The 23,672-nt window shown below is 70.3% G+C and carries 15 protein-coding genes and 2 pseudogenes; 8 read left to right on the plus strand and 9 right to left on the minus strand.

Annotated features, from left to right (window positions below):
* The 4 genes and pseudogenes from CLM62_RS32490 to glgB form a co-directional block, all read left to right on the plus strand.
* Nucleotides 1-674 (plus strand): annotated as a pseudogene (locus CLM62_RS32490) (alpha-1,4-glucan--maltose-1-phosphate maltosyltransferase); the annotation flags it as partial.
* Nucleotides 671-2,371 carry a maltose alpha-D-glucosyltransferase gene (gene treS, locus CLM62_RS32495; protein WP_095753473.1) on the plus strand — a complete coding sequence of 567 codons (1,701 nt, stop codon included), beginning with the start codon at nucleotides 671-673 and terminating at the stop codon, nucleotides 2,369-2,371. The pseudogene CLM62_RS32490 and the gene treS, both read left to right, overlap by 4 nt.
* Before the next feature lie 95 nt (nucleotides 2,372-2,466).
* On the plus strand, nucleotides 2,467-3,882 hold the full coding sequence (locus CLM62_RS32500) for a maltokinase (RefSeq protein WP_095753474.1): 1,416 nt from the start codon (nucleotides 2,467-2,469) through the stop codon (nucleotides 3,880-3,882).
* Nucleotides 3,879-6,494, plus strand: coding sequence for a 1,4-alpha-glucan branching enzyme (gene glgB, locus CLM62_RS32505; protein WP_095753475.1), 2,616 nt, complete (start codon nucleotides 3,879-3,881; stop codon nucleotides 6,492-6,494). Before CLM62_RS32500 ends, glgB begins: the two co-directional genes overlap by 4 nt.
* A 276-nt stretch (nucleotides 6,495-6,770) precedes the next feature.
* On the opposite strand, the gene CLM62_RS32510 is transcribed toward glgB, so the two are convergent.
* From CLM62_RS32510 to CLM62_RS32530, 5 genes are all read right to left on the minus strand, one after another.
* Nucleotides 6,771-8,198, minus strand: coding sequence for a cytochrome P450 (locus CLM62_RS32510; protein WP_095753476.1), 1,428 nt, complete (start codon nucleotides 8,196-8,198; stop codon nucleotides 6,771-6,773).
* A gap of 94 nt (nucleotides 8,199-8,292) precedes the next feature.
* Nucleotides 8,293-10,524, minus strand: coding sequence for a UvrD-helicase domain-containing protein (locus CLM62_RS32515; protein ID WP_095753477.1), 2,232 nt, complete (start codon nucleotides 10,522-10,524; stop codon nucleotides 8,293-8,295).
* Between the two features lie 198 nt (nucleotides 10,525-10,722).
* Entirely contained in the window at nucleotides 10,723-11,037 is a 315-nt protein-coding gene (locus CLM62_RS32520; protein WP_095753487.1) for a co-chaperone YbbN, read from the minus strand.
* A 14-nt stretch (nucleotides 11,038-11,051) separates the two neighbouring features.
* Nucleotides 11,052-11,480: a MerR family transcriptional regulator gene (locus CLM62_RS32525; protein ID WP_095753478.1), complete on the minus strand. Its 429-nt coding sequence runs from the start codon at nucleotides 11,478-11,480 to the stop codon at nucleotides 11,052-11,054.
* 29 nt (nucleotides 11,481-11,509) lie between these two features.
* A complete protein-coding gene (locus tag CLM62_RS32530) occupies nucleotides 11,510-12,019 on the minus strand; it encodes an Lrp/AsnC family transcriptional regulator (protein WP_218835644.1) in 510 nt (169 codons plus the stop codon).
* 75 nt (nucleotides 12,020-12,094) lie between these two features.
* Here CLM62_RS32530 and CLM62_RS32535 point away from each other — a divergent pair, with 75 nt between their 5' ends.
* Nucleotides 12,095-13,000: an NAD-dependent epimerase/dehydratase family protein gene (locus CLM62_RS32535; protein ID WP_095753479.1), complete on the plus strand. Its 906-nt coding sequence runs from the start codon at nucleotides 12,095-12,097 to the stop codon at nucleotides 12,998-13,000.
* Nucleotides 13,001-13,244: 244 nt separating this feature from the next.
* On the opposite strand, the gene CLM62_RS32540 is transcribed toward CLM62_RS32535, so the two are convergent.
* Complete coding sequence (locus CLM62_RS32540) at nucleotides 13,245-14,621, minus strand: cation:dicarboxylate symporter family transporter (RefSeq protein ID WP_095753480.1); 1,377 nt, start codon at nucleotides 14,619-14,621, stop codon at nucleotides 13,245-13,247.
* A 152-nt stretch (nucleotides 14,622-14,773) separates the two neighbouring features.
* Here CLM62_RS32540 and CLM62_RS32545 point away from each other — a divergent pair, with 152 nt between their 5' ends.
* Both CLM62_RS32545 and CLM62_RS32550 read left to right on the plus strand, forming a co-directional pair.
* Complete coding sequence (locus tag CLM62_RS32545; RefSeq protein ID WP_095753481.1) at nucleotides 14,774-16,441, plus strand: sensor histidine kinase; 1,668 nt, start codon at nucleotides 14,774-14,776, stop codon at nucleotides 16,439-16,441.
* Entirely contained in the window at nucleotides 16,438-17,145 is a 708-nt protein-coding gene (locus CLM62_RS32550) for a response regulator (RefSeq protein WP_095753482.1), read from the plus strand. Before CLM62_RS32545 ends, CLM62_RS32550 begins: the two co-directional genes overlap by 4 nt.
* Before the next feature lie 347 nt (nucleotides 17,146-17,492).
* Here CLM62_RS32550 and CLM62_RS32555 read toward each other — a convergent pair whose 3' ends face one another.
* From CLM62_RS32555 to CLM62_RS32565, 3 genes are all read right to left on the minus strand, one after another.
* Nucleotides 17,493-18,698 (minus strand): lipase family protein, encoded by a 1,206-nt coding sequence (locus CLM62_RS32555; protein ID WP_095753483.1) that lies wholly within the window; start codon nucleotides 18,696-18,698, stop codon nucleotides 17,493-17,495.
* Nucleotides 18,699-18,784: 86 nt separating this feature from the next.
* The gene (locus CLM62_RS32560; protein ID WP_095753484.1) at nucleotides 18,785-20,533 is read right to left on the minus strand and encodes a patatin-like phospholipase family protein; all 1,749 of its coding nucleotides are present in this window, start codon (nucleotides 20,531-20,533) and stop codon (nucleotides 18,785-18,787) included.
* Entirely contained in the window at nucleotides 20,530-22,830 is a 2,301-nt protein-coding gene (locus CLM62_RS32565; protein ID WP_095753485.1) for a GMC oxidoreductase, read from the minus strand. Before CLM62_RS32565 ends, CLM62_RS32560 begins: the two co-directional genes overlap by 4 nt.
* A gap of 478 nt (nucleotides 22,831-23,308) precedes the next feature.
* On the opposite strand from CLM62_RS32565, the pseudogene CLM62_RS50335 reads away from it, so the two are divergent.
* Nucleotides 23,309-23,672 (plus strand): annotated as a pseudogene (locus CLM62_RS50335) (hypothetical protein); the annotation flags it as partial.

The raw sequence follows: 23,672 nt of genomic DNA on the forward strand, positions 1-23,672 counted from the left end.
AGCAGGAACTGACCGAGTACCTCACCGAACTGTCCGGGGAGGCGGCCGCCTACATGCGGCCGAACTTCTTCGCCAACACCCCCGACATCCTGCACGCCTACCTCCAGCACGGCGGCCGGCCCGCCTTCGAGACACGCGCGGTCCTGGCCGCCACCCTCTCCCCCACCTGGGGCATCTACAGCGGCTACGAACTGTGCGAGAACACCCCGCTGCGTGAGGGCAGCGAGGAGTACCTCGACTCGGAGAAGTACCAGATCAAACACCGCGACTGGGAAACAGCCGAACGCGAAGGCCGCACCCTCACCCCCCTCATCACCCGGCTGAACACGATCAGGCGCGCGAACCCGGCCCTTCGACAGCTGCGCGACCTCCACTTCCACCACGCGGACCAGGAAGCGGTGATCGCGTATTCGAAGCGGCGGGGCTCGAACACGGTTCTGGTCGTCGTCAACCTCGACCCTCACCACACCCAGGAGGCCACGGTCTCGTTGGACATGCCGCAACTCGGCCTGGAATGGCACGAGTCGGTGCCGGTGCGCGACGAGCTCACCGGCGAGACCTATCACTGGGGCAGGAACAACTATGTGCGCCTCGAGCCGGGCCGTCGGCCCGCGCACGTCTTCAGGTTCCTGCGACCGTCCACCCCGCAGATCGGAGGGTCACCCACAACATGATCGTCAACGAGCCCGTCCAGGACACCTTCGAGGACACTCCCGCCAAGGACCGGGATCCGGAGTGGTTCAAACGCGCGGTCTTCTACGAGGTCCTCGTCCGCTCCTTCCAGGACAGCAACGGTGACGGCGTCGGGGACCTCAAGGGCCTGACCGCCAAACTGGACTACCTGCAGTGGCTGGGGGTCGACTGCCTGTGGCTGCCGCCCTTCTTCAAGTCACCCCTGAGGGACGGCGGTTACGACGTCTCCGACTACACCGCCGTACTGCCCGAATTCGGTGACCTCGCCGACTTCGTGGAATTCGTGGACGCCACCCACCAGCGCGGCATGCGTGTGATCATCGACTTCGTCATGAACCACACCAGCGACCAGCACCCGTGGTTCCAGGAGTCGAGGAACAATCCAGACGGGCCGTACGGCGACTACTACGTCTGGGCAGACGACGACAAGCAGTACCAGGACGCGCGGATCATCTTCGTCGACACCGAGGCCTCCAACTGGACCTTCGACCCGGTCCGCAAGCAGTACTACTGGCACCGCTTCTTCTCCCATCAGCCGGATCTGAACTACGAGAACCCGGCCGTGCAGGAGGAGATGATCTCCGCTCTCCGTTTCTGGCTGGACCTCGGCATCGACGGATTCCGGCTGGACGCGGTCCCGTACCTCTACCAGCAGGAGGGCACCAACTGCGAGAACCTCCCGGAGACCCACGAGTTCCTCAAGCGGGTCCGGAAGGAGATCGACGCCCACTACCCGGACACGGTGCTGCTGGCGGAGGCCAACCAGTGGCCGGAGGACGTCGTCGACTACTTCGGCGACTACGCGAGTGGCGGCGACGAATGCCACATGGCGTTCCATTTCCCGGTCATGCCGCGCATCTTCATGGCCGTGCGGCGGGAATCGCGCTATCCGGTCTCGGAAATCCTCGCCAAGACCCCGGCCATTCCGTCCGGCTGCCAGTGGGGCATCTTCCTGCGCAACCACGACGAGCTGACCCTGGAAATGGTCACCGACGAGGAACGCGACTACATGTGGGCGGAATACGCCAAGGACCCCCGCATGCGCGCCAACATCGGCATCCGCCGGCGGCTCGCCCCCCTGCTGGACAACGACCGCAACCAGATCGAACTGTTCACCGCCCTGCTGCTGTCCCTGCCGGGCTCGCCGATCCTCTACTACGGCGACGAGATCAGCATGGGCGACAACATCTGGCTCGGCGACCGGGACGCCGTACGCACCCCCATGCAGTGGACCCCGGACCGCAACGCGGGCTTCTCGTCGTGCGATCCCGGGCGCCTCTACCTCCCCACGATCATGGACCCGGTCTACGGCTACCAGGTGACGAACGTCGAGGCGTCGATGTCCTCGCCGTCCTCGCTGCTGCACTGGACCCGCCGCATGATCGAGATCCGCAAGCAGAATCTGGCCTTCGGCCTCGGGTCCTACCGGGAACTGCCGTCGTCCAACCCGGCCGTGATCGCGTTCCTGCGGGAGTACGAGGACGACCTCGTCCTGTGCGTCAACAACTTCTCCCGGTTCGCACAGCCCACCGAGCTGGACCTCAGCGCGTTCAACGGGCGGCATCCGGTCGAGCTGTTCGGCGGGGTCCGGTTCCCCGCGGTCGGTGACCTGCCGTATCTGCTGACCCTCGGCGGGCACGGCTTCTACTGGTTCCGGCTGCGCAAGGACGCCGTGTAGAGACCGGCAGAACCCCGGGCGGGGCCGGTTTCTCCCGCCCCGCCCGGGGCACGCATCAGTAACACCCCGACCACCCGGGGAAAGGACGCGACGCCATGTCGGAAGCCGTCACACGTATCGCCACGACAAGTCCCGGCAGCCCCGGCAGCCCCGGCCTCCTTGCGTCACTGGATCCCCTGTTGCGGGAGTGGCTGCCGCGGCAGCGCTGGTTCGCGGGCAAGGGGCGTCCGGTCACCGGGTTCTCCCTGGTCGCGGCCACCGAGCTGCTGCCGCCCACGGCGAAGCTGGGCCTCTACCACCTGCTGGTGCGCGCCCATCAGCCGCTCACGCTGGGCACCTCGACCCAGCCCGGCGACTGCTACCAGCTCCTGATAGGCGTGCGCGAGGCGCTGCCGCCCCGGCTGGCGCCCGCGCTGATCGGGCATCTCGACGAGGGGCCGCTGGCCGGACACACGGTGTACGAGGCCCTGTACGACACCCGGCCCGCCGAACTGCTCCTGGAGGCCGTGCGCACCCGCGCCCGCATCGGCGACCTGCGCTTCGAGCGGGACCCGCACCAGGAGATCCGGGACGGGCTGGTGCCCCGCGTGATGACCGCCGAGCAGTCCAACTCGTCGATCGTCTATGGAGATACGTTCATCCTGAAGCTGTTGCGCCGGATCGTGCCCGGCATCAATCCCGACCTGGAGCTGCCGCTGGCGCTGGCCCGCGAGGGCTGCCCCCGGGTGCCGGCGCCGACGGGGTGGCTGCGGGCGGAGCTGGCCGGTGAGCCGTATGTCCTGGGCGTGCTCCAGCCGTTCGTGCAGGGCGCGGCGGACGGCTGGGAGCTGGCGCTGCGGGAGCTGGCCAAGGGTGAGGAGTTCGGCGCGGAGGCGCGCTCGCTCGGGCGGGCCACCGCCGAGGTGCACACGGCACTCGCCCGGGCGCTGCCCACGGTGACCCTCGGCCACACCCAGCTGCACATACTGGCCGAGGGCATGATCCAGCGCCTGGAGGCGGCCGTGCAGGCGGTGCCGGCGCTCAGGCCGTACGCGCCCGGGCTGCACTCCGCGTTCACCGCGCTGGGCGACCTGGCCGCCGAGGGCCGTACCTGGACCGCGCAGCGCATCCACGGCGATCTGCACCTGGGGCAGTGCCTGCGCTCGCCCGCCGGGCAGTGGTGGCTGATCGACTTCGAGGGCGAGCCGTCGAAGCCGCTGGCCGAGCGGCGGATGCCGCAGCCGCCCGCCCGGGACATAGCGGGCATGCTCCGTTCCTTCGACTACGCGGCGCACTCGACCGAGGTGCCGGTGCCGGGCTGGGCCGAGGCCTGCCGGGCCGCGTACTGCTCCGGATACGCGGAGGTCAGCGGGGTGGATCCGCGGACCGACCCCGTGCTCCTACGGGCCTACGAGACGGACAAGGCGATCTACGAGGTCGTCTACGAGGCCCGGCACCGCCCCGACTGGCTCCCCGTACCGATGGCCGCCATCGAGCGTTACGTCACATCTTCTAGGAGGCTCCACCCGTGACCCCCCGCACCCCGTCCAGCGGTTCGGAACCGAGTTCGGAACCGAAGAAGACCGCTGCGAAAGCCGCGAAGAGCGTGAAGAAGGCCGCGGAGAAGGTGACCGCGCCCAAGAAAGCGGTGAAGAAGGCGGCTGCGAAGAAGACCACCGCCGAGAAGACGGTGACGAAGAAGGCCGCGGCCAAGAAGGCGGCGCCGGCTGCGAAGAAGGCGGCTCCGGCGGCCAAGAAGACGACGGCCGGGAAGACCACCGCAACAAAGGCCGCGACCAAGACCGCGGCGAAGAAGACGACGACGAAGACCACTGCGGCAAAGACAACGGCGGCGAAGACAACGGCGGCAAGGACCACCGCGAAAAAGACCACGGCCAAGAAGGTCACCGCGAAGAAGGTCACCGTACCGAACCCCGCTCGATCGCCGGAGTCCATCGTCTCCCCCGCCGTCGACGCCGGTGACCGCGAGCGTCTGCTCGCCGGCACCCACCACGAGCCGCACGCGGTGCTCGGCGCGCATCCCGTGCCCGGCGGGATCGCCTTCCGGGCCTTCCGGCCGTACGCGCGGTCCGTCACGGTCGTCGCCGGGGACGTCCGGGCGGAGCTGCACGACGACGGGAGCGGGTTCTTCTCGGGCCTGCTGCCGCTGCCGGAGGTCCCGGCGTACCGGCTCCTCGTGGCGTACGACGGGACGGTCCAGGACACCGAGGACGCCTACCGCTTCCTGCCCGCGCTGGGCGAGCTCGATCTGCATCTGATCGGTGAGGGCCGGCACGAGCAGCTGTGGACGGTGCTGGGCGCGGAGCCGATGACCCACCAGGGTGTGACCGGCACCCGCTTCACGGTGTGGGCGCCGAACGCGCGGGGCGTGCGGGTGGCCGGCACCTTCAACTTCTGGGACGGATCGGCGTTCCCCATGCGCTCGCTCGGCGGCACCGGCGTCTGGGAGCTGTTCGTGCCCGGCATCGGCGAGGGCGAGCTGTACAAGTTCGAGATCACCCGGCCCGACGGCTCGAAGACCCTGCGCGCCGATCCGCTGGCCCGTCGTACGGAGACCCCGCCCAACACCTCCTCCATCGTGCACGCCTCGCGCCACGAGTGGCACGACGAGGAGTGGCTGGCCCGGCGTGCGGAGGCACCCGCGCACGAGGCGCCGTTCTCGGTGTACGAGGTCCATCTGCCGTCCTGGCGGCCGGGCCTGACCTACCGTGAACTCGCCGAGCAGCTGCCGGCGTACGTCAAGGACCTGGGCTTCACCCACGTCGAGCTGATGCCGGTCGCCGAGCACCCCTTCGGGGGCTCCTGGGGCTACCAGGTCACCGGCTTCTACGCGCCCACGGCCCGTCTCGGCACCCCGGACGACTTCAAGTACCTCGTCGACGCGCTGCACCAGGCCGGGATCGGTGTGCTGATGGACTGGGTGCCGGCGCACTTCCCGCGGGACGACTGGGCGTTGGCCGAGTTCGACGGGCGTCCGCTGTACGAGCATGAGGACCCGCTGCGCGCCGCGCATCCCGACTGGGGGACGCTGGAGTTCGACTACGGGCGTCGTGAGGTGCGCAACTTCCTGGTGGCGAACGCCATCTACTGGTGCGAGGAGTTCCACATCGACGGGCTGCGGGTGGACGCGGTCGCCTCGATGCTCTACCTGGACTACTCGCGGGAGCCGGGTCAGTGGACGCCGAACGTGCACGGCGGCCGGGAGAACCTGGACGCGGTGGCCTTCCTCCAGGAGATGAACGCCACCGTGTACCGGAGGGTGCCGGGCGTGGTGACCATCGCGGAGGAGTCCACGGCCTGGGACGGGGTCACGCGCGCCACGCACCACATGGGTCCGGGCGGCTTCGGGGGCCTCGGCTTCGGCCTGAAGTGGAACATGGGCTGGATGCACGACTCGCTCGACTACGTCAGCCACGAGCCGGTCCACCGCAAGTACCACCACAACGAGATGACCTTCTCGATGGTGTACGCCTACAGCGAGAACTACGTCCTGCCCATCTCCCACGACGAGGTGGTCCACGGCAAGCGCTCACTGGTGTCGAAGATGCCGGGCGACTGGTGGCAGCAGCGCGCCAACCACCGCGCGTACCTGGGCTTCATGTGGGCCCACCCCGGCAAGCAACTCCTCTTCATGGGCCAGGAGTTCGCCCAGGGAGCGGAGTGGTCCGAGGCGCACGGCCCGGACTGGTGGCTGCTCGACCCCGCGTACGGGGCGGCGGCCGATCACCGGGGCGTCCTCGACCTGGTCCGCGACCTCAACACCGTCTACCGCGCGACCCCGGCCCTCTGGGAACGCGACATCGACCCGTCCGGCTTCCAGTGGGTGGTCGGCGACGCCGCCGAGGACAACGTCTTCGCGTTCCTGAGGTACGACGCGGAGGGCACCCCCCTCCTGGCGGTCTCCAACTTCTCCCCGGTCGTCCGCCACGACTACCGCCTCGGCGCCCCCGACGACATCCCCGCCTGGCACGAGACCCTCAACACCGACGCCGGGAGGTACGGCGGCAGCGACGTCACCAACCCGGACGTCATCAAGCCGGAGCCACAGGCGTGGCACGGCCGCCCGGCAAGCATCCGACTGACGCTGCCGCCGCTGGCCACGGTGTGGCTGCGGCCGGCCTAGACCGTGAGGTGACGGCCGCCGGTCACGGCTTGTTCAGCACTCCGCGCCAGGTCCATCCCGCGCCGAGGACCGCGTCCCGCAGGGGGTCCTTCATCTCCTGCGGGCCGACGCCGGTCCGCTCCACCATGCGCCGGCGCCCGTCGGGTCCCCGCTCGTACGTCCACGATCGGGAGGGCGTCGGCCCACGGCCGTCCTCGCGCTACACGACGAGCCCGGGCTGGTCTCCGACCCGCGTCACCTTCCATTGCTCGTCGAGGGCCCGCACCTCGTGCTTTGTCACCCGGCATGATCTTGCGATGCCGTGCGGCCTCCGAACATCAGTTTGCGCAGGGCCGCCAGCAGGCCCTTCGTCTGGCGGTCGGCGGAGTGCGACGGTGCCGTCGACGAACGCGTGGGACGGCGGTCGGTGAGGGCCGGGCCGGAGCCGGTCAGTTCGTAGCGCACCGGCAGCAGTCGCAGTCCGCGTACCACCGGGCCCGAGCGCCACGGCAACTGGTCGTGCGGGAGGGTCGGTTCGACCTTGGTGAAGTGGTCGAAGAAACGGCCCACCGCGCTGGTCACGATCAGGCCGCCCAGCTCACGCGCCGCGCTGGGGCACTGGTGCTGGCCGGCGCCCCAGCCCAGGTGGGCGCGGGTGCTGACGGCCGAGTCGACGAGGTGGGAGTGGCCGATGTCCAGCAGGTCCCGGTGGGCGGCTGCCGCGGAGGGCGAGACGACATCGCCCGCTCGCACCCAGACGTCGCCCAGCCGTACGTCCCGCGCCGCGAACCGGAAGCACATGTTGGCGACCGGGGGGTTGGCGAGCGCGGCCCGGTTGACCGTTTCGCCGAGTTGCCCGGCGGACAGGCTGCGGCGGACGGTGGCGTTGCCGCGCAGCACCTCCAGCAGGGTGTTGAGGACCATGTTGCCGGTGATGTCGTTCAGGTAGACGGCGTTCATGAACAGCTCCCGGCCGAGCTGTTCGTCGCTCAGTTCCGGGTCGGCGAGCAGCATGTACGAGGTGAAGTCGTCGCCGGGGCGGGCCCTGCGATGGGCGGCCAGCCGGGTGAACGCCGCCAGGGCGCGCCCGGTGGCGGGGCCCGCGTCCGGTCCGCCGTCCAGCATCCGCCACAGGTCCATGACCAGCTCGTCGCCGAACTCGACCGGGCAGCCGAAGAGTTTGGTGGTGACCATGAGGAGGAGGGGCCGGCTGTATTGCGCGCCCAGGTCGGCGAAGCCCGCCGAACCGGTCTCCGCCGCCAGCAGGGCGACCAGTTCGTCCGCGTAGCGGGAGACCGCGGCCCGCAGTTCCCAGCCCTCCGGGCTACGCGCGTTCTGGAAGGGGCCCAGCGCCGAGTGGTGCGTGCGGCGGGCCGCCCGGTGCTCCTCCTCGTCCATGAACATCATCTGCCGTACCTCATAGCCCGCGAGCAGTGGCCAGTCGGGCGGCAGCCGGCCCTCGGCCCGGGTCCGCCAGTACCGGATGTCCCTCCGCCACTGGCTCTCGTTCCTGAGGACCTCCATGACCTGGGGGTAGCCGAGCACCAGCCACACCGGTACGCCCATCAGGCCGACCGGTGCGACGGGGCCGTACGTGCGCCTGAGCCGCTGGTAGACCGCGCCCGGGTCGGCGTCGAACTCGGAGGTGAGGAGCGGTTCGACGGGCAGCGACCCCAGTGGGGGGCTGGCGGCCGGTGCGGTCGGGTGGGGATGGGCGGCGTCCATACCGCAACGCTTACCGTATCGGCCGTACACAAGCGGTGATCGTGTCACGAACTGTTACGGCTCCTATACGAATCCGTACTGCCGCCCCCACTTCCTACAAGAAGGCGTCCGCCAGCGTCTTCGGCAGCTCGCCGGTGTGCAGGACGCCGAGCCGCTGCGTGGCCCGGGTCAGTGCCACGTACAGGTCACTCGTGCCGTACCGGGCCGGCTCGACCACCAGCACCGAGTCGAACTCCAGGCCCTTCGCCTGGCGCGGGTCGAGGAGTACGACCGTCCGGGTCAGGTCGGGTTCCGCGCCCGCCGTCACACCGTCCAGGCGGGCGGCCAGCGAGCGGTGCAGATCGCGTGGGGCGATGACCGCCAACCGGCCCTCCGTCGGAGTGAGTTCCCCGACCGCCTTGGCCACCGCGCCGGGCAGGTCGTCGGTCGCGCGTGCCCAGGGGCGTACCCCCGTCGACCGCACCGAACTGGGCGGCTCGAAGCCGGGGTGCTCCGCGCGCACCACGGCCGCCGCCACGTCCATGATCTCGGCCGGGGTGCGGTAGTTGACGCCGAGGCGGGTGTGCTCCCAGCGGTCCTCGACGTACGGCTCGAGGATGCCCGACCACGAGCCGACGCCCGCCGCCTCCGCGGTCTGCGCCGGGTCGCCGACGAGGGTCATCGAGCGGGTCGGGCTGCGCCGCATCAGCAGCCGCCAGGCCATCGGCGACAGCTCCTGCGCCTCGTCGACGATGATGTGCCCGAACGCCCAGGTGCGGTCGGCCGCCGCGCGCTCGGCGGCGCTGCGGTGGTCGTCCTCCTCGTGGCGTTCGGCGAACCGTTCGGCGTCGATGATGTCGTGCGCGGACAGCACCTCGGAGGACTCGGGATCGCTGTCCTCCTTGTCCTCGAACTCGTAGGTGCGGGAGGCGTACGACACGTCGAGCACGCCCTGCGCGTAGGCGATCTGGTTCTCCCGCTCCCGCTCCGCGCGCGCCCGAGCCATCCGGTCGTCCTCGCCCAGCAGTTCGGCCGCCTCGTCGAGCAGCGGTACGTCCGCCACGGTCCACGCCCGGGTCACCGGGCGGCGGATCGCGGCCGCGTCCTCCTCGCCGACGTACCCCTCGGGTGCGGCGAGGAAGTCCGCGACCAGGCGCTGCGGGGTCAGCCGCGGCCACAGCTGGTCGATGGCGGACCAGACTTCGGGGTTCTCGGCGAGCTCGTCGCGGATCTGGGTGATGTCGCTCGCGTCCAGCATGTTGGACCCGTCGTAGGGGTCGGTGCCGACGCGCTCGGCGTACAGCTCGGTGAGCGCGTTGAGGATGTGCCCCTCGAAGTGCTCGCGGGCCGCGTTGTGCTGCAGCTTGGCGGCCCGGGTGCGTTCGCGGGCGACCCGCACCAGGCCGTCGTCGAGCATCAGGATCTCGCGGTCGTGCTCGATCGTGATCACCGGGTCGGGCAGTGCCTGACGGTCGCGTACGACGTCGGCGAGGACGTCGGCCATCTCGGCCCGGCCCTTCACCGCGGCCGCCTCGGGGGTGTCCGCCTTGGTGGCCTTCACGCCGGGGAACAGCTCCCCGACCGTCGCCAGCAGCACGCCCGTCTCGCCCAGCGAGGGCAGCACCTGGCCGATGTAGCCGAGGAAGGCGGGATTGGGGCCGACGATCAGGACGGCCCGCCGGGCGAGCAGCTCCCGGTGCTCGTAGAGGAGATAGGCGGCGCGGTGCAGGGCCACCGCCGTCTTGCCGGTGCCGGGGCCGCCCTCGACCACCAGGACGCCCCGGTGGGGGGCGCGGATGATCTCGTCCTGCTCGGCCTGGATGGTCCGCACGATGTCGCTCATCCGGCCGGTGCGCGCGGAGTTGAGCGCGGCGAGCAGTACGGCGTCGCCGGTCGGGTCCTCGTGCCCGGTCCTCTCCTGGTCCCCGAGGTCGAGGATCTCGTCGTGCAGGGCGGTGACCCGGCGGCCCTCGGTGGAGATGTGCCGGCGTCGGCGCAGGCCCATCGGGGTGTGGCCGGTGGCGAGGTAGAAGGGGCGGGCGACATCGGCCCGCCAGTCGATCAGGATCGGCGTGCGCTCGGCGTCGTCGGCGCGCAGGCCGATACGGCCGATGTGGTGGGTGACCCCGGAGTTCAGGTCGATCCGGCCGAAGCAGAGCGAACCGTCCACCGCGTTCAGCGCCGCCAGCAGCCCCGAGCGCTCGGCGACCAGGATGTCCCGCTCCAGCCGGGCCTGCATGGGGGTGTTGCCCTGGGCGAGCGCGTCCGTGACGGAGTCCTCGGTGTGGCCGCGCAGGGCGTCGACGCGGACGTACAGTCCGTCGATGAATTCCTGCTCGTGCCGCAATTCGGTGTCTTCACTGTTGGGAAAACCGGTGTTTGACAATTCCGCTCCCGCCCGGATATAGTGTGCTCACTGAACTTCTTTAGCGACTCAATCCCTTTGGAGTCGCGAACCATCGAATATACGCAAAGGAATCCCCCGAGCGCAATTGCTCGGGGGATTCCTTTTGTGTCAGGTTGTGCCAGGTCGTGTCGGACGTGCTCAGAGCACGTCGGACAGCTCCTCCAGCAGGCGCCGCTTGGGTCGGGCCCCCACCATCGACCTCACGGGCTCGCCGCCGCGGAACACCATGAAGGTCGGCATCGACAGCACCTTGTAGGCGTTCGTGGTCTCCGGGTTGGTGTCCACGTCCAGCTGGACCACCTTGAGCCGGTCGCCCTCCTCGACGGCCAGGGCGCTGAGCACCGGCTTCATCTGCCGGCACGGGGGACACCAGTCCGCGGTGAACTCCACCAGCACCGGCAGCTCCGAGCCGAGCACCTCCGCCTCGAAGTCCGTATCGGTCACCTCGGTCACGCCGTCCGCCTTGATCACAGTTCCCGCCCTCCCAGTTCGCACAGAGGCTCCGGACCACCCGGAACCGACGCCTCGGCGGCCAGCCCGTCCCGTGCGCGCTCGGCCTTCGCCAGCTGCGCGCCGACCGTCGCCCGCACGGCCTGCAACTCGCCGATCAGCGCGTCCAGCTCGTCCAGCTTGCGCCGGTAGACCGCCAGCGAGGCCGGGCACGAGTCGCCCTCGGGATGCCCGGCCCGCAGACACTCCACGAACGGCCGCGTCTCCTCCAGGTCGAACCCGAAGTCCTGCAGCGTCCTGATCTGCCTGAGCAGCTTCAGGTCCTTCTCGTCGTACGTCCGGTGTCCGTTGCCGTTCCGCCGTGCGGGCAGCAGTCCCCGTGATTCGTAGTACCGCAGCGTCCGGGTCGTGGTCCCGGTCCGTGCGGCCAGCTCGCCGATGCGCATGTGTACGAACGTAAGCCTTGACGCCGACGTCAAGGCAACAGCGGTTTCCGCTCCACCGGGGAGGTCAGCACGATCGAGGTCGTCGTGCGCCCCAGGGCCGAGACCTGTTCGAGGACTTCCTCCAGGTGGACGGTGTCCCGGACGGCGACCTTGAGGATCCAGCAGTCCTCGCCGACCACGTGATGGACCTCGGTGATCTCGGGGCGGTCGATCAGTTCCAGGGTCCTGGGGTGCTTCAGGGTGTAGCCGCCGTGCGGGTCGACGCGGATGAACGCCTGGATGCCGTAGCCGAGACGGGCCGGGACGACATGGGCGCCGTACCCGCTGATGACACCCGCGGCCTCCAGCCGCCGTACCCGCTCGGTGACGGCGGCCGGGCTGAGCCGGACCCGGCGGCCGAGCTCGCTGAGCTTGATCCGGCCGTCGGTCTGGAGGAGCTGGAGTATCTGCCGGTCCACCGCGTCGAAGGCCACCGATGTTTCGCCGGTGGTAGCGCGCAGATGCCGTGGTTCCTTCGGTGTGGTGGCCGGAACTCCCATGGTTCCCCCTTCAGTACGTTCGTGTACGCCAGGAGAATTATGGCCGTACGGTTCGCGGCAATTCGAGGGGGCGTCATGCGTGACGTATTGGTCATCGGCGGCAACCGGTATTTCGGCAAGCGGCTCATCGCACGGCTGCTCGAGGCCGGGAACCGGGTGACGGTACTGAATCGCGGATCGTCCGCACCACCGGCGGGCGCGTTTCACCTCGTCGCCGACCGGAATGACGAGGAGTCGCTGAAGGGCGCGCTCGGTGCGCGCACCTTCGACGTCGTCGTCGACCAGGTCTGCTACACCCCGCGCCAGGCGGCGAGTGCCCGCCGCGTCTTCGCCGGTCGCACGCGCCGCTATGTGATGACGTCGACCGTCGAGGTGTACGAGCACCAGGACTCGACCGCGCTCGTACGGGAGGAGGACGTGGATCCTCTGGGCGTGAACGTCGATCTCGAACTCCCCTGGGACGACCCGGAGTTCCTCGACACCCACTACGGCGAGGGCAAGCGGCAGGCCGAGGCGGTCCTCGCCGCCGACCCCGCGTTCCCGTACACGGCCGTACGCGTGGCCCATGTGCTCGGCGGGGACGACGACTTCACCGGCCGGCTGAGCCACTACGCCGACCGCATCCGCACCGGCGAGCCGATCACCGTCCCGGTCGTGAACCGGCCGGCCACCTACCTCCACGTCGAGGAGATAGCGGACTTCCTGGCCTGGGCGGTGGGCGAGGACTTCACCGGGCCGGTAAACGCCGCCTCGCACGGAGTGCTGAGCACGGAGGAACTGTGCGAGGCGATCGCCGCGCACCTTCCGCAGGGCAAGACCGTCTTCCACGCCGTCGAGGCCGGCGAGGTGTCCCCCTTCTCCTTCACCCGCTTCTACGGCATGGACAACGCGCGGGCCGTGCGGCTCGGTTTCCGCTTCGGGAACGTACGGCGGTGGCTGCCGCGGGCGGTGGCCGAGACGCTGGGAGAGGGCGGTGGCTGACATACGCGGGTGGAATCGGGCCGCGGTCCTCAGGCCGGCCGGCGGCAACGCGAGAGGCGGGCACGTCCGCCGCGGTCACCGTGGTGATCGCAGGGGGCGTGCCCGCCTCCGGTGCCACCGTGCCGGTGGCGGCGTTGAGCGAGGGGGAAGGGGTGACCCGGGCGGCTGAGCGACGGGGGAGCATCTCAGCCGCCCGGGGTCGATGGGACGGGCCCGGGTTCAGGCCGGGCCCGGCCCGGCTCTGTCAGGCCTTGGCCAGTTCCTTCTCGTTGCCCGGCTCGGGGACGGCGTCCTCGGCGTCGCCGTCGTCGAGGAGGGTCTTCTCGTCGAACGGGACATGGCCGGCGAGGACCTGGTCGACCCGCTCCCGGTCGATCTCCTTCGTCCAGGTGCCGATCAGGACCGTGGCGACGGCGTTGCCCGCGAAGTTGGTCAGGGCGCGCGCCTCGCTCATGAAGCGGTCGATGCCGACGATCAGGCCGATGCCGTCCACCAGGGCGGGCTTGTGCGACTGGAGGCCGCCCGCCAGGGTGGCCAGACCCGCACCGGTGACACCCGCCGCGCCCTTCGAGGCGACCAGCAGGAACAGCAGCAGCGGGATCTGCTCGCCGACCGACATCGGCGTGCCCATGGCGTCGGCGATGAACAGGGACGCCATGGTCATGTAGATCATGGTGCCGTCGAGGTTGAAGGAGTAGCCGGTCGGGACGGTGATGCCGACCACCGGCTTGCTGACGCCCAGGTGCTCCATCTTCGCGATCAGACGCGGCAGCGCCGACTCGGAGGAGGAGGTGGACAGGATCAGCAGGAACTCACGGCCGAGGTACTTGAAGAGCGTGAGGATGTTGAGGCCCGCGACCACCCGCAGCAGAACGCCGAGCACGATGAAGACGAACAGGAAGCAGGTGACGTAGAAGCCGAGCATCAGGACGGCGAGGCTCTTGAGCGCGTCGACGCCCGCGGAACCGGTGACGGCGGCGATCGCGCCGAAGGCGCCGATCGGGGCCGCCCACATCACCATGGCGAGGATACGGAAGACGAGCCGCTGGATGTGCTCGACACCGCGCAGGATCGGCTGTCCGGCCGAGCCCATGGCCTGCAGCGCGAAACCGGCGAGCAGCGCGATGAGCAGGGTCTGGAGGACCTCGCCCTCGGTGAAGGCGGAGACGAGCGTGGTGGGGATGATGCCGAGCAGGAACTCGGTGGTGTCCTTGGCCTCCGCGTCGACCTGCGCGTGACCGGCCTCCCTGACCGCGTCGGTCACCGCCAGGCTCGAGCCCGGCTCCAGGATGTTGCCGACGACCAGGCCGATGCCCAGCGCGACCAGCGACATGATCGTGAAGTACACCAGCGCGATACCGCCGACCGCACCGACCTTGGCGGCCTTCCGCACCGAGCCGATACCGAGGACGATGGTGCAGAAGATGATCGGCGAGATCATCATCTTGATCAGGTTCACGAAGCCGGTACCGATCGGCTTCAGCTCCACCGCGAAGTCCGGTGCGACCAGACCCACGGTGATACCGGCGGCGACCGCGATGATCACCGCGATGTACAGATAGTGGGTCCGGTCCCGCTTGGCTTTGGGTGCGGCAGGTGCCGTATCGGCTGCGCTGGTCACGGCGGCCCTCCTTGACGTCTTCGTCGGCCTTACCGGCGTGCGGCTCACGTCCGGGGGATTACGGGGGAATGTCGTGACTATCTCCTGCCGTGTGAGGGCGGTCACCCTTCCGTTCATTTAGTTCACAATCAGCCAAGGGGCAGACTGACGACATGCACGTCCGCGATGTCCGCGTCCCCCGCCCCCGCAGCCTGGCCGCCCAGCTCTTCGCCATGCAGGCCGTGCTGATAGCGGTCGTCGTCGCCGGGTACGCGTTGTTCACGTACGTCAGCGACCGCAGCCAGGCCGAGGACGCGGCCCGCAGGCAGGCCCTGGCGGTGGCCCGGTCGGTCGCGGACTCGCCCTCGGTGCGGGAGGCGATCGGCACCTCCGACCCGTCGGCCGAGCTCCAGCCGTACGCACTGCGGGTCATGCGCGACACCGAGGTCGACTTCATCACGATCATGAACCCGCAGGGCATCCGCTGGACCCACCCCAGCCCGGCCGAAATCGGCCAGCGCTTCCGCGGCCACATCGAGCCCGCCCTGAAGGGCGAGTTCTTCACGGAGACCTATACGGGCACGCTCGGCCCGTCCATGCGCGCGGTCACCCCCGTCGAGGACGAGAACAAACGGGTCATCGGTCTGGTCAGCGCCGGCATCAAGGTCGAGGAGATCACCAAGCGCGTGCAGGCCCAGCTGACGGCCCTGCTCGGCGTCGCGGCCGGCGCGCTCGCGCTCGGCGCGGTCGGCACGTACGTCGTCAACGCCCGGCTGCGCCGCCACACGCACGGCATGAACGCGGCCGAGCTGAGCCGGATGCACGACTACCATCAGGCCGCGCTGCACGCCGTACGCGAGGGGCTGCTGATGCTGGACGGGCAGTACAGGGTAGCGCTCATCAACGACGGCGGGCGGGAGCTGCTGGGTGTGGCCTCCGAGGAGGAAGTGATCGGCCGGTCCGTGGCCGAAATGGGACTGCCGGCGCCGCTGACGGGGGCGCTGCTGTCGTCGGAGCCGCGGGTGGACGAGGTGCATCTGACGGCGGACCGGGTGCTGGTGGTGAACACCTCACCGGTGTCGGGCGGTGAGCGCCGGGGCACGGTGGTAACCCTGCGCGATGTGACCGAACTCCAGTCCCTGATGGGCGAGTTGGACTCCGAGCGCGGCTTCACGCAGGCGCTGCGCTCGCAGGCGCACGAGGCGGCGAACCGGCTGCACACGGTGGTGTCGCTGATCGAGCTGGACCGGGCGGAGGAGGCGGTCGACTTCGCCACCGCCGAGCTGGAACTCGCCCAGGCGCTCACCGACCAGGTGGTGGCCGCGGTCAGCGAGCCGGTGCTGGCCGCCCTGCTGCTGGGCAAGACGGCGCAGGCGAACGAGCGGGGCGTGGAACTGGTGGTCTCGCAGGACAGCCGCCTGGACGACGGCCTGCTGCCGCCGTCGCTGCCCGCGCGGGACCTGGTGACCATCCTCGGCAACCTGATCGACAACGCGGTGGACGCGGCGCAGGGGAGCGTGCGGGCGCGGGTGACGGTGACGGCGTACACGGTGGAGGGCGAGCTGGTGCTCCGGGTGTCGGACACGGGAGCGGGCGTGGATCCGGCGCACGCGGAGGCCGTCTTTCAGCGCGGCTTCTCGACGAAGCCGGCGGGGCCGGGCGGGCGGGGGCTGGGCCTGGCGCTCGTACGGCAGGCGGCGACCCGGCACGGGGGGACGCTGTCGGTGGCGGTGGCCGACGGGGGCGGGGCGGAGTTCGAGGTGCGGTTGCCGTTGGGGAGCGCTGCTCGTGCTTCCGAAGGCGCTGTTACGGGCAGCGCGGTCTCTGGAGGCGACGCATGACGACGAACGAGCAGCAGCCCATCCGCGTCCTGGTCGTGGAGGACGACCCCGTCGCCGCCGACGCACACGTCATGTACGTCAACCGCGTCCCCGGCTTCACGGCCGTCGGCAAGGCGCACACGGGTGCGGAGGCGCGGCGTGCGCTGGAGCGTACGACGGTGGATCTGTTGTTGCTGGACCTGCATCTGCCGGATGTGCACGGGCTGCAGCTGGCGCGTTCGCTGCGGGCGGCCGGGTATCAGGCGGACGTGATAGCGGTGACGTCGGCACGGGACCTGACGGTCGTACGGGAGGGCGTCTCGCTGGGCGTCGTCCAGTACGTCCTGAAACCCTTCACCTTCGCGACCCTGCGCGACCGGCTCGTGCGGTACGCCGAGTTCCACGCGGCGGCGGGCGAGGCGAGCGGCCAGGACGAGGTCGACCGGGCGCTGGCCACGCTGCGGGCACCGGGGCCGGCGGCACTGCCGAAGGGGCTGAGCGGGCCGACGCTGGAGCGGGTGACGGGCGCGCTGCGGGAGGCGGAGGAGGGGCTGACCGCGGCGGGCATCGCCGAGGCGGTGGGTATCTCGCGGATCACGGCCCGGCGGTATCTGGAGCATCTGGTGGAGGCGGGGCGGGCCGAGCGGGCGCCTGTGTACGGGCAGGTGGGGCGGCCGGAGCTGGTGTATCGGTGGGTTCGGGGGGTGGTGGGGCGGGGGCGTTAGGGCCTGTCCGGCGGATCAGGTCGCAGGAAAGTTACGGCGACTGATCAGCGCAGGTGAGCGGGGCTTGGTGCGTCCAGCTGCAAGGCGGAGGAGGGAGTCGACGCGATGGGGGTCCCCCCGCGCGAGGTTGTTCGAGCGTGGGGGAGTCGGCGACCGACGACAACGCCGCAGATGGGCGTGCCAAGCCCCGCGTCTGCGGCATGATCCGCCGGACAGGCCCTAGGGGGAGGGGCGTCGAGGTTGTTCCTGGTCTGCGGTTGTGTCTCAGTTCGTTTACCGGCCCGACGACGCGCCACTGCGAGCGGTGCCGCAGTTGCTGCGCTGCAGAGCCGAGGTGCGGCCGGCGGTCAGCGGAATTCGTTCGCCACCCCCGGCGTCGCCAGCTTGGCGACGTAGTGATGGGGCGCATGGTCCTCCATGGAGTAGACGAAGGGCAGGCCGAGGAAGTAGTCGAGCGCGCGCAGCCGGTCGGTGCTACGGAGGTCACGGCCGTCAGCGGCCCCCGTGACGCGGGCGGCGAGGACGTCGACGGCGGTCGCGGCGCGGTTCCAGCCGGAGATGAAGGTGCGGCCGACCGGTGTTCTGCGGGCCGTGTAGTCCAGGAGAAACGGAAGGAGGGGGAACTCGACGATGTTGGCCTGGCCCGTGGGACGGGCGCCGGGGGTCCACTCCTCGCTCGGGCTCCGGGCGCCCGCGCGCGGGCGGTACAGCCACTCCTGCCCGAAGTGCTGGAACCGGCCCGTCTCCCTCGGCGGGACGTGGGGCACCACGTCGCGCAGGTGGATGTAGCGGATGAGGTTGCGGTCGAAGAATCCGTCCATGCGCCGGCACTGCTCGGCGAACCTCGGGCAGCCCACCATGGGCTGGCCGTACGTGTAGATCGCTCTGAGTTTGGAGGCGATCTCTCTCACCTCGGGATCCGGGTCCTGCTTCAGCATGACCGCCGTCAGCGTCCCGACGGCTCCGCCGAGGCTGTGCCCGGCGATGTAGAGGGCCTCCATCTTCTCGAGCCGGGCGCCCGCGTCGTACGACTGGTATTCCTCGTGCACCTCGGCCACGGGCTCCCCGCGCGAGGCGCGCTTCAGGGCGCCCACCACTTCGTCGTACGTGGCACGGGCGCCGCGGAAGAAGCCGCTGTGGACGTTGGCGCTGTTCTCCGTCCCCTGGAAGCGGAAGGTGTAGACCTCCGGCTCGACATCGAAGTCGCTCAGCCAGTCGACGAGATCGAAGAGCTCACTGCCCCGGTAGCAGAGGATCACGACCTTTCCATCGCGGCTCTGGATCACGAACGCCGTACTGTCCAGGTACATCGCGTCGATCGAGAGTTCGATGGCGAAGCAGCGGTTCGCGGGGAGGCCCATCCTCGCCATCATCGACGCGACCGTTGTGGTGTCGGCACGTCCGTCCGCGTGCGCGTAGGCGTATCCGGAGCAGGTGGCGAGCGCATACGCGATCTCGGGATGCGGGTGGTTCCGCGTCGCCACCATGCAGTCGGCGAGCTGTGGGTAGTGCTGCGGGTAACGGGGGCTGACGACACTCTGGCTGATGTACATGGCTCCTCCATCCGATGACTGAGCACGGGGCACCTGGGCAGGACGGTGAGGGGAGGTGAGGACCGGAGACCTAGAGGACCAGAGACCTAGACGGGTCCCCAGGTGAGGACGGGACGGGCGTAGGCGTCCCACAGCTTCCCGAAGACCATCGCTCCCATCCGGACCAGACCGGCGGCCCTGGTCAGCGGCTGCGAGCCCGAGACCCGGACGGTGGTCAGCTGACGGAGCAGGGCCACAGGCCCGAGGCGCAGCACCGCCTCGGCCACGTCACCGTCCGCGTCAGGCCGCTGCACGCCCCCACCCGGCCCTCGGGGGCCTTCCTCCGGCTCCCGCACGCCCCGATCCGTCTCTCGGCCGCCCGGTCCGTATACGACCCGGTCGTCGGCCGGTGTTCGGTGCCCGCGCACGACACGAGCATGGAGGACGGCGCTCTCGCTCCACATCCGCAGCGGGTCACCGCTCGCCATGCGCCTGCTTCCGATCAGGGTCAGCGGGGCCCGGCGCTCGTCGGTGAAGTACAGCCGGTACCGGATCTCCTTGCGGGCCGGGTCGCCGTCGTGGTCCACCAGCACCTGGAGGCTTCCGCCGGTGAGCGGACGGTCGCCGCCGAAGGCCGCAGAGTTCAGCCGGCCGCTCGCCGAAGCGGTGTGCTCCGGGTCGGTCAGGAAACGGTCGAGGTCGTCGACGCAAACGTCCAGGCGGAGGGAGAGCGGCACCCCGCGGGACGCAGGGCCGGGCGTACTCCCCGGCGCGCTGCCGGACATCCCGCCGCGTGCCCCGCGGCCGGCGGGCAGCGGGCCTGCCGTCCCGTCGCGGCCACCGGGTGGCGGGCCGACCGTTCCGGTCAGCCGCTCGCTGAACCGCAGCGTCACCGGCTGGGCGGGAGCGGGCCGCGGAATCGGTTCGGCCAGCGGGATCTTACGTTCCGCGCACCATGCGCGGGCTGCCAGAACCCCGCGGTTGACCGCCTCGTGCAGCCGGTCGGCGCCGAAGCCGATCAGGTAGTGCAGCGGTACCTCGGCTGCCAGGACGTTCAGCTCGATACGGCGGCCGAACTCCCCCGTACGCCCTGCGGCGATGTCCGCGTTGTTCCGCTCGATGCGGTCCAGCGCCCGGCGGAACGCGCCGTTCGCCGCCGCCTCGATGATCTGGAAGTACGCGGCGGTGAATCCGCGGTGCCATTCGCCCCGCTCGCTCACGGTCCAGATCACCCAGATTTCGTCGGCTCCCCGGTCGACTGCCTCCTCGAGGTTGGCGTCGGTGACGTAGACCGGGTCGATGTACGTCTCGCCGTCGATCCGCACCGGCGGGAACCACGTGGGAAGCGAGACGCAGGCCGCCAGGAAGTCCTCCGACATCCGCTCCGGCGGGAGCACCTCGAGCCGCTGGCGGGTGACGTTGTAGACGTTGAACGTCGCCTCCAGGTCGGACGAGCGGATGCGGTCCCAGTCCAGGCCCCAGCGGGGGAAGACGTTGCGCCGGTAGGCGTCCAGGGTGAACAGCGACTCCAGGTAGCCGGGCCGGGCGAACTGGCGCCAGTTCGGGGACACCCCGGAGACCGGAGAGGTCCGGCGCCAGGCGTCGGCGATCTCGGTGCCGGACATGCCCTGGCAGAGCATCGCCAGGTTGAAGGTGCCGCCGCTGGCTCCGTCGGCGTGATCGAAGCGCAGGCCGGCCTCGTCCAGCCACACCTGCAACACGCCTGCCTGGAAGGCCACCTTGATGCCGCCACCGGCCAGGATCAGTGACCGCTTCCGAGGCCGGAAGGATTCTCCGTGGTCTTTGGGCCCGGTGTGTTCGGGGGGTCGCGTGACGTGTTCCGGCCGTTCCGTCATCGGACGCCTCCTCGGTGGGCGGACGGCAGCGACAGGGGTACGGGCAGCTTGGGCCGTACGAAGACGTCCCAGAGCGAGCCGGCGAAGAACAGCCCGAAGCGCGCCAGTGCCCCGGCCTGCCACAGCGTGTTCGCCGTCTCCGTGATCCGTACGGTCGTCAGCTGCCGTGTGAAGTCCAGCGCGCCCAGCCGGAGGTCCCCGCTGAGCACCACCGGTGCGTCGGGTGTGCTGCCCCGGCGGACACGGGTGTGCAGCGTCGTGGTGGAGCCCCAGACGTCGAACCGGCCGTGGTCCCGTACGTCCTTCACCCCGTCCAGCAGATAGGGATGGCCGTCCTGCCCGAAGAACGGCAGCGTATAGATCATCTTCCGGGAGTCCCGGTCGTCGCCCGCGACCAGCAGGTTCACCGCACCGCCCGCCACCTGAGCGCCCTCGGCAGGGGTGATCCCCGGGACATGGACGATGCCGCCGGCGGTCATCGGGTGTGTGGCGTCGTCGAGGAAGTCCGCAAGGACGGGAGCGGTCACCGTCACCCGGAAGGAGGTTTCGGTTTCCGCCCGGTGATCGGGATCCTCGGGGCGGCGCAGCCTGCCGTGCATGGTCTCGGTGAACCGCAGCCCGGTGCCCGGCGCGGACGGGGCCGGGGTGCCGCCGACGGGGATGCGTACGGAATCCAGCGGGTCGGCCACCGGGACGGCGTGCTCCCGCTCCGGAGCGGTCCACCGCGGCTGCCCGGTGATCCGGCGGATCAGCGCCTCCACGTTCCGCTCCGCGACGGCGGCGATGGTGTGCGACGGGTTCACCCCGGTCGACGCCGGCAAGCAGCCGCCGTCCATGACGAACAGGCCGGGGTGGCCGAACATCTCGCCCCGGGCGTCGACCACTCCCCGTGACGGGCCGTCGGCCATGACGCAGCCGCCCAGGTTGTGTACCGAGACGGGGAGGCGCAGCGCCCGCCACAGCGGATTGGCCGCCGTCCGGCCGCCCAGCGCCTCGGCGATGTCGTTGCAGAACCGCTCCTCGCTCTCGTACAGGCCCAGGTTCCTGGTCAGGTTCCAGGTGACCCGCAGGTCATGGGTGACGGGCACGAGCGAGATCCGCCCGTCCGCGGTGTCGCGGCCCATGGCCAGGAACACCGCCGAGTGCTCGCCGTCCTTCTCCTCGCCGATCCGCCCGCGGGCCGCCTCCCTGATGCCCTTCAGCACCTCGTCCTGCGTCCGGTGCAGGCCGGTGAGACGGTCGTCGCCCTCGTCGATCAACTGCAGCAGCCCGGCGATCTCGCGGGGGAATCCGCCTTCCTGGAAGATGAACCAGCGCCGGGCGGCCCCGGTGCCGCGATCGTGGACGATCCCCGAGGTGATCGTGGGGCCGGACGACGGCTCCATCGGCAGGTCGGTGCCGAAGGCGAAACCGAGGTAGTCGCCGTTGCCCGAGTACCGGTGACCGAGCATGGAGGACATCCGCGGCAGCGTGCCGTACTGGTTCCGGCAGCGCAGCAACAGCTCCGTGGTGTTGACGGCGCCCGCGGCCAGCACCACGACCGGCGCGGTGGTCCGCCGCTCGGCCCCGCCCGCCTCGTGGTCGATGAACAGGACCTCGTACCCACCGTCGTGCGTCGGAGTGATCCGGGTGACCTCGCAACGGGTGCCGACCTGCGCCCCGTGCCGCTCCGCCACCGTGAGGTAGTTCAGGTCGAGGGTGTTCTTCGCCTGGAAGTTGCAGCCGATGTCGCACTCGCCGGTATGCCGGCAACCGTACTGCTGGGCACCGAACTTGTTGGCCCGCAGGGTGTACGGGTCGCCGAAGTCCACCGCCAGCGGGGTCAGCACGAACTGACCGCCGCGCCCCATCCGCCCGGCCGCCTCACGGGTCCGGGCGGTCTTGGCCGGTACGCCGAACGGCTGGTCGGCGCTGACAGTGTTCAGGTCGAGCATCCAGGCGACCAGGTCGTAGTACGGGTCGAGCGACGCCCTGTCATAGCCGCGGGGCCATCCGTCCGCGAAGGCATCCGGGGGCATCCGCAGATGCACATTGGCGTAGATGTGGGAGCCGCCGCCGTAGGCCGCGCCCTGCACGATCGTCATCTCGTTGACGGGACGCACATCGAACAGCCCCTGGTCGTGCTGGTACAGCCAGCCGTTGCGCGGGTTGCTCCAGTCACGCGGGAACGTGCCCAGCGCGTATCTGCGTCCCCGTTCCAGAATGCCGACGCGTTGGCCCGCCTGGGCCAGTCGGCAGGCGGCGACCGCCCCGCCGAACCCGCTTCCGATCACCAGGGCGTCATACCGGTCGCGCATGGGTTACCCACCTTCGCCAGTGTCTGCCAGGCTCGTCGGTCCTCGGCGAGCGACCGTTGGACACGGCTCCTCAAACCCGCCGATTGACATCGGGCATGCCGAAAAATGGCATAAACATGCCATTCCGGCGATGCCGACGCCATGCCTGTGGAGATGACTTCGGGGACGCCTGCCGCGGCAGCGCGCCAGGCCTGTCGTGCGACCGCACGCCACCTGAGCGCCGGGCGCGGCAATGGCCTGTTCGACCAGGCCTATTTCGACCATAAGCCACGTTCCCGGGTGTGTCGCTCGGAAGGCGCAAAGGCAGGTCCGGGGCCGGAAACTCCGTCCCGGCAGGCCCGCGCCACCGGCATCGGACCTCGTCCCGCGCGAGGGCGAGCAGCCGGTCCAGGACACGGGGTGCGCCGGTTCGTACGCCGTCGTGTTCCAACTCGTCGGTGACCCAGGTGCGCAGGCCGCGGATCGCCCTCGCCGTCCGGTGAGGCGCCGGCCGATCGGACTCGTCATCCTGCTGCCTGCCACCTGGCTGGCCACCTGGCTGGTGCTGACCGCCGGCCTGCCGGGCACCGTCGCCTCGGTCACCCTCGCCGGCGGCGGCATGCCCAGCATCCCGGGCCTGTTCCTGCTCGGCCTGGCGGTCGCCCGCCTCGGCGTCGCCCACCCCCTGGACCGCCGCACAGGCCAACTGGCCGTACTTTTCGCCTTGGCGGCCCCGGCGGCAGGATCCCCGCGGCCGGCAGCACGGCGTGAGCGACGGGAAGCCAGGCGCTACGACGCGATGACAGCGCCGCGCCGACAGCCGCGGCCGCGGGATTGGACCGACCGCCGCTCGCCGGCCGGAC

The organism is Streptomyces sp. SA15 (assembly GCF_002291145.1).
Lineage (GTDB): Bacteria > Actinomycetota > Actinomycetes > Streptomycetales > Streptomycetaceae > Streptomyces.